This window comes from Myroides sp. LJL115 (genome assembly GCF_054871665.1).
The window spans coordinates 34,576-45,859 of sequence record NZ_JBTXLS010000022.1; the positions used below are offsets into that span (position 1 = coordinate 34,576).

The window sequence follows — 11,284 nt, forward strand, 5'->3', positions numbered from 1 at the left end:
AAAACTAAGTTAGCAATAACTCCGCCTAAAATAGCTATACATCTTTTTACAACACAAACCGTAACTATATACAAACCAACACAATAAGTAATATAAAAAACATTTTAACTACAACTTTACCCCATCACTATAATTAGACTTTAACACAAAGCTTTTCAATACTTTAATTTTCCTAAGGAAACTTTTAGAACTCTATTAGTTTAAAACAAGTATCTTTGCACGCAAAAATAAAAAACTCCCAAAAATGAATTATTGGAATAAAAACTCAAAAACACCTTCTTCACTCAGAGGAAAATTAACTTTTCTATTACTTTTTTGCGTTACTTTCTTAACTAGTTTACCTGTCTTAGCAGACGGGTCAAAAAACCTTTACCCAAACGGAGTTAAAGGTGCAAGAGCATACCTTAGAACAAGTACACAATCCACTGAAAATTGGCCTTTTGCCAACAATGGAATCCATTATGTCTATGCAAAAAAGGATGAAAAAATCACTTTAGCAAACTCATCGCCTTCCATAAATGGTAATCGTGCTGTATTTATCATCGAATACTTAGATCAAAACAAGCAAGTAATCACTAAAGAATTAACAAATTCATTATACAATGTAACATCAGATAAATCAATTGGTTACATAAGAAATCGTGCTCAAGAATTAGCTGGTCCGAAGACAAACTACAACCAAAATAAGGACGCTTACACACCACATGTTTTCGACGTTCCTTCTGAAGGAGTATATAAAATTTCGATGAAATATATTTCTTCGCCTGGAGACGCTTTCATAGTTCATCCTAATAATTTTAACCCCGATAAAGACTGGGCTGAAGAATCTATTAACAAACAACCTAATGTAAGTAATTTCATAGCTGCTTGGGATATATCTGTGGTTAACGTAACAAACACTGCTTTTGTACCAGGAAGAGTCTATGCGAACCTACTTAATCTTGGAATCAATGGGGCTGAACAAATACCCCAAGCTTTTTATGGGAATTTAAAAATTCTTACTAAAGACAGACATGTTTACAATATAAATAACAATGGTAATAATGGTTATTTATTTACCTTTTTTGCAAACAATAATGGCTTTACAACATCAGAAAACAACATTCCTAAAGCGTCTTATCTGAGCTTAAATAGTTCTTTAAAAGATCAAATTGAAAAGAATGTATACAACCCTAATCTTGTAGACACTGAATATAATATAACCCATAAAATTTTCTATACCCTACCACAGAATATAGATATGTGGGATCTACCTGAAACCTCTATTGGAGCTGTACCAGGAGGAGAAACTTGGCTAAAACAGCCCCTTGCCAACACGGATCTTAGCAATGTTAAAATAACTGGATTCGAAGGCACATTAAATCAAATGGGAAGCAAAGGAGCAACTATTAGTTTTGATGCAAATATCACGGGCAGCTATACTATAACAATTTCTGACCCATTAAACGCAAACTTTGAACCCATTATTTTATCTGGTTATACAAAAAAAGGAACAAATCAGTATTTTTGGGATGGTAAAGATAGCCAAGGTAATATAGTTCCAGCATCAGATACCCCTTTACAGGTTGGTATTGAGCTGTTAGGAGGAGAAGTTCACTTTCCCTTCTTTGATGTAGAATTAAATATTAACGGAACAATCATTTCTCGATTAAATGACGATTTTTCAATTGCCTCAGATATTGTCTATTGGGATGATTCCACTGTAATGATCACCACCACAGGGTTTCCTAACAATAATGGATCTACACCTGATCCAAAAGTTAATAGCCATTTAAAAGGATCTAAAGGCCTTAGTAGCGCTGAAAACGGACATAGATATGGGATTGGAAACAGTGAAATCAATCGAGGTTATGGAAATGGTAGGTCATTAGATACCTGGTCTTTTATTAAAGCTCCAATGGTAATAATAGAAGGTGGGTTACTGGTTAAAAAATCCGATCTACAAATCAAGCAAGTTAAAATCCCACAGGACTTGACAATTGATCAAGCTTTTACTATTGAAGTCTCTGTATTTAATGAGGGGCCTACAAGCGCCCAAGGAGCAGTATTCGCTTTTGAAGTGCCAGAGGGTTTTACACCTGGAGAAGCGAAAATATCATCACAAGGCAATTGTGCCTTAGAAACTTCAGCAATCGCCCTAAATACGCAAAAAGACAAATTCAGTTCTGTAATTAACATGGAATCAGGTTGTACCCTTACATATAGTATAACACTTACTCCGACAAAAACAACAACAAGTAATTTAGCAATTTCCATATTGCGACCAGCAGATAACTGGGATGTAGATGCTACAAACCCTACTTCAGATCGCCCTACAGACCCAACCACAGAATGTGGAAACGGCGGAAAACTAAACCAATGTAACAACAACACTATCATTGAGTTAAAAGTAGAAGAAATCCTTTATTCTCCGGTTATTTCCAATAGAAACATCTATCATAAAGTGAATTAAACTTTTGGTAGTAAAAAAAATCAAAGCGGAACTAGTTTAAAATTAGTTCCGCTTTTTATTTAACTTCCTACGTAGGAGAAATCGCTAAATAATACATGGTATAAGATGATGTATTAGATTTCTTTGAAAAAAGATTATTTATAGCAAAAAAATCCTATACCCTCTTTATAATAACCATCACACAATGCTTTATCACAAACTAAATATACTAGCCTATTTAACCAAAGGCTTCATCCCTACTATAAATAAAACAGCCAAGTCTAGCGATAAAAATGACTTCCTATCACTTACCACAAGTATCTCTATTATAGATAGAATAGCTGCAAAAAAAGAATTAGAGCACATATACAAACAATTGAAACCCCAAGAGATAAAACAACACTTGGAAGATTTAATATATAAAAACCAAAGTGTATATACCGCCCAAGAAGTTCTTATAGACATTTATCAAAATAACACAACTAGGGTGTTTACCACTCCTTTGGAAGAATTATTACCCATAGAGCAACAAGCCTCTTTTTCCCAACTACTTAAACAGCAAAACATACAAACCAACGCTCTTTGCACCCATACCCTTGAGAATCATTATTCTCTATTTTCTCTTTTGGCCTATTTTGAAAAATGGAGTAATACCCTAAAAAACAGCAACCTTAGTGCTATTGACTTACTTAGGGCTTATGAGTTATTAAAGTATAATTTTGAGTTAGGTTATTTAAGTCAGAAAGCTACCTTGCAATATTTGGACGTTTTACAAAGTGTAATTCAACAGCGTTACATTAGTTTACAGCAGTTTCTAAGCGCTTTACTATTAGCTAAGCAATTTGATAAATACCCTATCAACTACTTAGAATCCGCTATTGTACCATTAGAAGAATTTTTCTTAAACAAGGCACTAGATTTAACTTTAGATCATTTAGAGATTATAAATATGGATCCTATATGGGGTAAAGAATATCTGTTTTCTCTTGCAAATTCAATAGAAGAGCAACTTAAAAAAACATATAATAATACGGATAAGAATCTATTAGAAGATTTTGATACAAGCAAACTCAAAGACCAAGGACTGTCGCTTCACTTACTAAAACAAAGCCATCAATTATACCAGCAGATATTTCTACCTATAGTCAAAAAGTATGATTTGCAAGATTATTTTTCTATGGACTATAGTCAAAGGTCCTACTCTACTGCCGAGGATGAAAAAGAGTACCCGGGAGTGTTTTTTAGTAAAGTAGCAGATTTTGTAAAAAAACACAAAATAGACCTGAAGCCTAGTGAGCTAGTCCTATTGTATCATAAAAATCTTCTTCTAACTGATACGCATATCTATTGGGTAGAGAAGTCTTTTTTCACTTCTAAAATAAAAACAATAAAAGGGGAAGATATAAAAGTACAAACAAAGGTAGACTTTACCTGTAACTATGTGAAAATTGTACTTCAAGGTATTACATTAAATGAAGTAGAGCTTCAAAAAGAAAGAGTAAACTACACTAAAGATTTAACAGATCTTGAAAAGAGTCAGATTAAGGAACTTTTTAAAGTAGACTTTAGTGCTATTAAAAAAGTGTTTAAAGACTTTTTTGAATCTTGCAGTTAATAAATTTACACTTTCTATAGCCTATTTCATTTTAAATAAAATAACTGATTGAAAAGCAAACATTTTAAATAAAATAACTGATTGAAAAGCAAACATTTTAAAGTATATAATAATTCACTCCTTCTTATTATAGAGCAAAAAACAAGAGCATTCTTAGTCTTAAAAATGCTCTTGTTTTTTTATACCTATATATAGGAGCAAGCATTAGAGCTTAACTGCCTTTATCATTCTATCGTTTTGTTTTAAATCTTTGCGCAAAATAGGCTGATTAAAATCGAGCTGATTAAAAAGGTCTAAAGTACCTTGTCCTAAATATTGGTTAATTTCAAAGAAAAGCATACCTCCCTTAGGTAAATTAGCAGTGGCTAAGTGTACAATTTTTCTATAAAAAATTAAAGGGTCATTATCTGAAACAAACAAAGCCAAATGAGGTTCGTTATCAAGTACATTAGAGTGTATCTCCACCTTTTCTAACTCTCTTACATAAGGAGGGTTAGATACAATAATATCATAGGTATCTTTTAACTGTTCTAAAGCTAAAACATCTTGCTCAATGGTATTTACCTTAACATCATTAGCCTTGGCATTATATAGAGCTACCTCTAAAGCATTTGGGCTAACATCCATTAGAGTTACCTTAGCATTAGGCAAATTTTTTGCTAATGTAATTCCTATACAACCACTACCTGTTCCAATATCTAAAATAGATATAGCTTTATTCTTATCCTCTAGTGAATCTAAAATCCATTCCACTAATTCCTCTGTTTCACTTCGAGGTATTAAAGTATCCGGAGTTACCTTAAAAATAAGATCATAGAAATAAGCAGTATTGAAAATATATTGAATAGGTTTAGCTTGTTTTAAGTCCTTTAATACCTGTTGCCACTTTTCTTGCTTTTGCGTAGAGAGTTCTGGGTTCAAAACAAGATCTAATCTTTTTTTATTTTCCAGCTCTTCCAGACACAGAAGAAACAAACTTTGAGATTCTTGGGCATCATATATAGGAGTAAGCTCCTTTATAAACTGCTCATTTATGGTCTTTATCAACATACTTTATAGGTCAAAGATTTAAGGGTTTAATTTTAAAAATCGTAAATTTGTTCAAAGATACAGTTTTATACATTTTGAAAGAACATTCACTATATATTTCTAGAGCTATACAAATCGCCCAATCGGCCGTTTATAAAGCAATGCCCAACCCAGGTGTTGGCGCTGTTATTGTACATAATGGCAAAATTATCGCAGAAGCAGCAACCAGCCCTTATGGTGGTAAACACGCCGAGGTAAATGCCATTGATAAAGTAAAGGACAAAGAACTACTTAAACAAAGTACTCTTTATGTAACCTTAGAGCCTTGCAGCCACCATGGCAAAACTCCTCCATGCGCGGATTTAATCGTGAAGATGCAAATCCCTAGGGTAGTTATTGGAACCATTGATCCATTTGCAAGTGTACATGGCAAAGGCATACAAAAATTAAAACAAGCTGGTATTGAAGTAACTGTTGGTGTTTTAGAAAAAGAGTGTCAAGACAGTAATATTCGCTTCTTTACTTTTTTAAATAAAAGACGTCCCTTTATTATTTTAAAGTGGGCTCAAACCTATAATGGGTATATCGCTCCATTAGAGAAGGACCATCAAAGTCCAGTTTGGATTAGCAATACCTATAGTAAACAATTAGTACATAAATACAGAAGCCAAGAAGCTGCCTTTTTAGTTGGAACTAATACTGTTTTAGAGGATAACCCTTCTTTAACCACTAGAGATTGGTATGGGGATAATCCAATTAGAATATACATCGATCGAAAAGGCGTAATTGATTCAAGCTTTGCTATAAACGATAGTAACAGCAGAACAATTTGCTTTACAGAAAACCAAAGCTTAAAAAGCCATGACAATTTGAGTGTATACCATCTTAACTTTCAAGACAACCTACCCCAACAAATTTGTGAGGCATTATATAAAGAGAAGATCATGTCCCTTGTTATTGAAGGAGGAAGTAAAACCCTTCAAAACTTTATTGACTTAAACCTTTGGGACCAAGCTAGAATTTTCACTTCCCAAAGCTATTTAGAAAATGGGCACATAGCCCCAAAAATAAACAATTTTTCAAATCATCAAAGACACCATATCTTAGAAGATACCTTAGATATACTAACAAGATAAAATGAGTACACACATAGATAGTTATAAAACCATAGAAAAACCAACCCCTGAGGTATTATACAAGGAGAAGAATAGCAAATTCTTTGCCTATGCTTTTCCAATACACGAAGAATCCCAGGTAAAGGATATTATAGAGCAGATTAAAAAAGAACACTATAATGCTAGGCACTGGTGTTATGCCTTTCAAACAGGCGCCCAAACGGTGTATTATAGAGTAAATGACGATGGAGAGCCTAGCAATACAGCAGGAGCTCCTATTCATGGACAGATTCAATCTTTTGAACTTACCGATGTTCTAGTAGTAGTGGTTCGTTACTTTGGAGGAATTAAGCTAGGAGTTGGTGGTTTAATCACCGCCTATAGAGCAGCAGCCCAAATGGCCTTAGAAGAAGCTATTATAATAGAAAAAACCATTGATAGTTACTTTAAGGTAAGATTTGATTACAAAGACATGAATAATGTTATGCGAGTTATAAAGGAGAAAAACTTAAACATCGTCAACCAGAACATGCACATGAGCTGTGAAATCGAATTAAGCATACGTCAAAGTGAATACCAGCAAGCTTTGGAAAGCTTTGAACCTTATTACGAGGTAAAAGTACTGACTCCAGATATGAAAGAATATTAAAATAAAATGGGACTATCTCATAAAGGTTACTTGGTTGTCATTTAGAAGTAATATATTAGGCATAGTTTATAGTACAGATTAAATAGTTAAATTACACCAAGTAAAATACGAAATTTATTAAACAAAAAGAGGGCTGTATTCAATTGTGAGACAGCCCTCTTTTTATTTTACTTAAGTATTCTTTGTATTACTCTTGTTGAATAAAATCTAAAAAGCCCTCATAATGACCAGCTAAATAAAGTAAGTAGCCAGGATCATGGGTAATTGGAATTTGAGCGAAATCTGGTTGATTCACCAAATAAACTAAAAAACCTTCTAAAAACTCTTCTGGCATATTTAGTTCTTGAACTAATTCTTTTCTAGGGTAAATGTCAACTAAATTATTGATCATCAATTCCATTTTCTCGTAAGCAATAGCTTGTTTATCGGCTTTGCGCTTACCGTTGAACAAATTAATTAAAGCCCCTATGTTAATCCCAACGTTCCCGTTAGCCGTAGCACTGGTTAAAGTATTATTCACTTTGTAGTTCAACTCTGCCTGAGATAATTTTTGTTGAGGAGTTAAATCAAAGAAATTTGGACCAAAGTCTTTTTTAATAATTACGATCTCCTCTAAGTTTTGTCCCTTTTTAACTAAAACAACATTCACCCTCCCTTGGGTTAAATCTTCTGGACCAACCACATAATGAGATACGGTACTTTTAGCACTCGAAAATCGCAAAGTGTCCCCCACAGCAGCATTAATCATATAATACCCGGTAACATCACTATTGATCTTTTCTTTGGTTTTCATATTAAATACCTCTACCAAAGTGGTAGTACCATCAAATAGCCGAATACGACCATCGATTGAGCTTCTTTGTTGTGCTACACTAGTGATAGTGAAAAATCCCATTATGGCAATTAGCCAATTGACTTGTTTCATGTTTTTTTTGCTTTAGTTCAAATATAAACTTTTTTTTAAAATATGTTAAAGACTTTAGCAAAGAAAAAAACCTTAAATAATCCCTTCTAATTTTTGCTCAATAAAATCCGGAACACTAATTGGTCTAGAAGTGTTAGCATCGACAAACACCAAAATGGAATTTGCTGTTGTTAATAGAGTCCCATCTTGGTTAAATATTTCATAATCGAATTCTATTTTAACGCCACTACAACTTTTTAAAATTGTACGAATACTTAGTACATCATCGTAAGTTGCAGGACGCTTATAATTCATCGATAAACTAACCACAGGCAGCATAACCCCATCCTTTTCCATCTGATTATAGGAAATTCCTAGGTTTCTCAGCCACTCAACTCTACCTATCTCAAAGTATTGGGCGTAATTTCCATGATAAACCACTCCCATTTTGTCGGTTTCTGCATATCGTACTCTAACTTTTGTTTCAAATGTTTTCATTCCTACTTAGTTTTACTTGTTTGTTTGTTTTTTTATACTACCTACCATTTTTTTTTGATTTATACAATGGTTTAAAAATTTTTTTATCCCGAAATTTGTTCACATATTTGTCCTCTGAAATCAGATACCCCTTTTCAGGGCGTGTCAAATATCACTCAAAAATAGTAACTGTTTTTTTAATTCTAACCAATAATGCGTGAATATACGAATATGACAGCTGAATCTGTATGGAACAATTGTCTCGAATTCATTAAGGACAACATTCAAGAACAAGCCTTCAAGACTTGGTTCATGCCTATTAGGGCAATTGAATTAGTCAATGATAATGAATTGTGTATTCAAGTACCAAGTAAGTTTTTTTACGAGTGGTTGGAAGAACACTACGTTAAAATCTTAAAAGTTGCCCTAATTAAAGAATTAGGACAAAATGCGAAGTTATTGTACAAAATCCAAATGGAAAGTAGTCAATCTACTAAGCAACCTTTTACAGAGCAATTACCAAGCACACATAGAAGTCCAGTAAAACCACAGGAGTTAGACGTTCCAATTCAAAACAAGAATCCAGAACTAAAAAATCCTTTTATCATTCCTGGAATTCGCAACGTAAAAATTGAATCCCAATTAAACACAAATTATTCTTTTGATAATTTCTTAGAAGGGGATTCCAATAGACTTGCTCGTTCGGCTGGTTTAGCAGTAGCTAATAAACCTGGAGGTACTTCCTTTAACCCTTTACTTATTTTTGGTGGAGTTGGTTTAGGAAAAACTCACCTTGCACAGGCCATTGGTGTGGAAATCAAAGAAATTTACCCAGAGAAAACAGTATTGTATATCTCGGCAGAAGTTTTCACACAACAATATGTAGACTCAGTAAAAAAGAACACAAGACATGACTTTATCTACTTCTATCAATTAATTGATGTTTTAATAGTAGATGACATACAATTCTTATCGGGTAAAAATGGAACACAGGATGTGTTCTTTCACATTTTTAACCACTTGCACCAAAATGGAAAACAAGTTATCCTTACATCGGATAAAGCCCCAGTGGATATGCAAGATATTGAGCAAAGATTATTATCTCGTTTTAAATGGGGACTATCTGCAGAGATTTCTCACCCAGATTTTGAAACGCGTTCTAAGATTATGGAAAGCATCCTATACCGAGATGGTGTGCAAATGCCAAAAGAAATTATTGATTACGTAGCTCAAAACGTAACTTCTAATATTCGTGAACTAGAAGGAGCTATTATTTCTTTAATTGCTCAATCTTCTTTTATCAAAAGAGAAGTTACTTTAGACCTAGCTAGACAAGTAGTAGAGAAGTTTGTTAAGAACGTAAAAAGAGAAATTTCTATTGACTATATTCAAAGTGTGGTTTCGGACTACTTTGAAATTGACACAGAAGTACTACGCTCAAAAACAAGAAAAAGGAATATTGCTCAAGCAAGACAATTGGCAATGTTCTTTGCAAAAAAATACACTAAAAATTCTTTAGCTAGTATTGGTTCTCAAATTGGAGGAAGGGATCACGCCACAGTGCTTCACGCTTGCAAGACAATTGATAACTTAATTGAAACTGACAAAGAATTTAAGAAATACCATGACGATATTAATTTAAAATTTAATATGTAATGAAACTAAGAGTAGTAATGGTATGTTTAGGAAACATTTGCCGTTCTCCTTTAGCCCAAGGTATTTTGGAATCTAAAGTAGATAAAGAAAAGGTATTTGTAGACTCAGCTGGAGTGGCTTCATGGCACGTTGGCAAGACACCAGACATTCGCTCTATTTCTGTTGCAGCTGCAAACAAAATTGATATTGCCCAACAAAAGGCAAGACAATTTACAAAAGAGGATTTTAATAATTTTGATAGAATCTATGTTATGGATAAGCAAAATTATAGAGATGTACTTTCCTTAGCGAGTAGCCAAGAGCAAAAAAATAAAGTAGAATTGATTTTAAATGTAATAGATTCAAAAGGCACAGAGGTTCCTGACCCTTATTACGGAGGAGCCGATGGATTTGAAAAAGTTTACAACCAATTAGATAGGGCTTGTCAAATAATAGCCTCTAGTTTAGAATCATCAAAATAAAAAAGGAAGAAAATCAGTTTTCTTCCTTTTCTTTTTTATCCCTACCTTTGCACCCATTTATTTTACAAAACATTCTTTTATGCAATCACCTAGTAAAGAACCAGCTTTATATTTAATTCCAATTACCTTAGGCCCAACAGAAAATCCTATGGACGTTTTACCACAAACTGTTAAACGCTGTATAGAGATGTTGGATATTTTCATTGTAGAAAATCCTAAAGTAGCTAGAGCATTTATCAAGAGTATTTGCCCGGATAAAAAGCAATCTGAGCTAGTTTTACTGCCTTTAAACAAACATACAGATAAAACGGAGCTTACCACTTATATCGATGCTTTAAAGCAAGGTAAAAGCATCGGACTTATGAGCGATGCTGGTTGTCCTGGGGTAGCAGACCCGGGAGCAGTAATTGTAGATTTAGCTCATAAAAACAACCTTAAGGTACGTCCTTTAGTTGGCCCCTCTTCTATCCTACTTTCTTTAATGGCCTCTGGAATGAATGGTCAGAGCTTTGCTTTTAATGGATATTTACCCATTGATAAGTCAGACAAAAAAAATACTTTAAAGATATTAGAAAAACTTTCTTTTGACAAAGATCAAAGCCAGTTATTTATTGAAACTCCTTACCGCAATAATCAGCTTTTAAGTGATATGTGTCAAATACTACACCCGAGTACTTTACTATGTGTAGCTTGTGATATCACCTTGGAAACTGAGTTTATACAAACTAAAAGTGTACAAGAGTGGAAAAAACAAATCATAGATTTACACAAAAGACCGTGTATCTTTATCTTACACAAAACAAGATAATATCTACTTAATAATCGAGTAGGAGGCTGAAGATTATTTCTTCAGCCGACCTCTCACACCACCTGGCATACGGATCCGTACCAAGGCGGTTCTTAACTTTACGATACTTTTAAGTAGATGTCATGTATAGAAGTATAGC

At 33.6% G+C, this 11,284-nt stretch carries 10 protein-coding genes; 7 read left to right on the plus strand and 3 right to left on the minus strand.

The features are described 5' to 3' along the window. The first annotated feature begins 244 nt into the window (after nt 1-244). Both ACYSNX_RS07145 and ACYSNX_RS07150 read left to right on the plus strand, forming a co-directional pair. Nucleotides 245-2,452: a flagellar hook assembly protein FlgD gene (locus tag ACYSNX_RS07145; protein ID WP_461753996.1), complete on the plus strand. Its 2,208-nt coding sequence runs from the start codon at nt 245-247 to the stop codon at nt 2,450-2,452. Between the two features lie 184 nt (nt 2,453-2,636). Beyond that, entirely contained in the window at nt 2,637-4,046 is a 1,410-nt protein-coding gene (locus ACYSNX_RS07150) for a DUF1266 domain-containing protein (protein ID WP_461753997.1), read from the plus strand. 204 nt (nt 4,047-4,250) lie between these two features. Here ACYSNX_RS07150 and prmC read toward each other — a convergent pair whose 3' ends face one another. Next, complete coding sequence (gene prmC / locus ACYSNX_RS07155; RefSeq protein WP_461753998.1) at nt 4,251-5,096, minus strand: peptide chain release factor N(5)-glutamine methyltransferase; 846 nt, start codon at nt 5,094-5,096, stop codon at nt 4,251-4,253. 47 nt (nt 5,097-5,143) lie between these two features. On the opposite strand from prmC, the gene ribD reads away from it, so the two are divergent. Both ribD and ACYSNX_RS07165 read left to right on the plus strand, forming a co-directional pair. After that, on the plus strand, nt 5,144-6,211 hold the full coding sequence (gene ribD / locus ACYSNX_RS07160; RefSeq protein WP_461753999.1) for a bifunctional diaminohydroxyphosphoribosylaminopyrimidine deaminase/5-amino-6-(5-phosphoribosylamino)uracil reductase RibD: 1,068 nt from the start codon (nt 5,144-5,146) through the stop codon (nt 6,209-6,211). A gap of 1 nt (nt 6,212) precedes the next feature. Then, on the plus strand, nt 6,213-6,839 hold the full coding sequence (locus ACYSNX_RS07165; protein WP_461754000.1) for an IMPACT family protein: 627 nt from the start codon (nt 6,213-6,215) through the stop codon (nt 6,837-6,839). A 187-nt stretch (nt 6,840-7,026) separates the two neighbouring features. Here ACYSNX_RS07165 and ACYSNX_RS07170 read toward each other — a convergent pair whose 3' ends face one another. Continuing rightward, entirely contained in the window at nt 7,027-7,764 is a 738-nt protein-coding gene (locus ACYSNX_RS07170; RefSeq protein WP_461754001.1) for a hypothetical protein, read from the minus strand. A gap of 72 nt (nt 7,765-7,836) precedes the next feature. Then, on the minus strand, nt 7,837-8,241 hold the full coding sequence (locus ACYSNX_RS07175; RefSeq protein ID WP_461754002.1) for an acyl-CoA thioesterase: 405 nt from the start codon (nt 8,239-8,241) through the stop codon (nt 7,837-7,839). A gap of 192 nt (nt 8,242-8,433) precedes the next feature. Here ACYSNX_RS07175 and dnaA point away from each other — a divergent pair, with 192 nt between their 5' ends. From dnaA to ACYSNX_RS07190, 3 genes are all read left to right on the plus strand, one after another. Next, nucleotides 8,434-9,876 carry a chromosomal replication initiator protein DnaA gene (gene dnaA / locus ACYSNX_RS07180; protein ID WP_461754003.1) on the plus strand — a complete coding sequence of 481 codons (1,443 nt, stop codon included), beginning with the start codon at nt 8,434-8,436 and terminating at the stop codon, nt 9,874-9,876. Continuing rightward, nucleotides 9,876-10,337 (plus strand): low molecular weight protein-tyrosine-phosphatase, encoded by a 462-nt coding sequence (locus ACYSNX_RS07185; protein WP_461754004.1) that lies wholly within the window; start codon nt 9,876-9,878, stop codon nt 10,335-10,337. Before dnaA ends, ACYSNX_RS07185 begins: the two co-directional genes overlap by 1 nt. 79 nt (nt 10,338-10,416) lie before the next feature. Then, a complete protein-coding gene (locus tag ACYSNX_RS07190) occupies nt 10,417-11,145 on the plus strand; it encodes an SAM-dependent methyltransferase (protein WP_461754005.1) in 729 nt (242 codons plus the stop codon). The last annotated feature ends 139 nt before the right edge of the window (nt 11,146-11,284 follow it).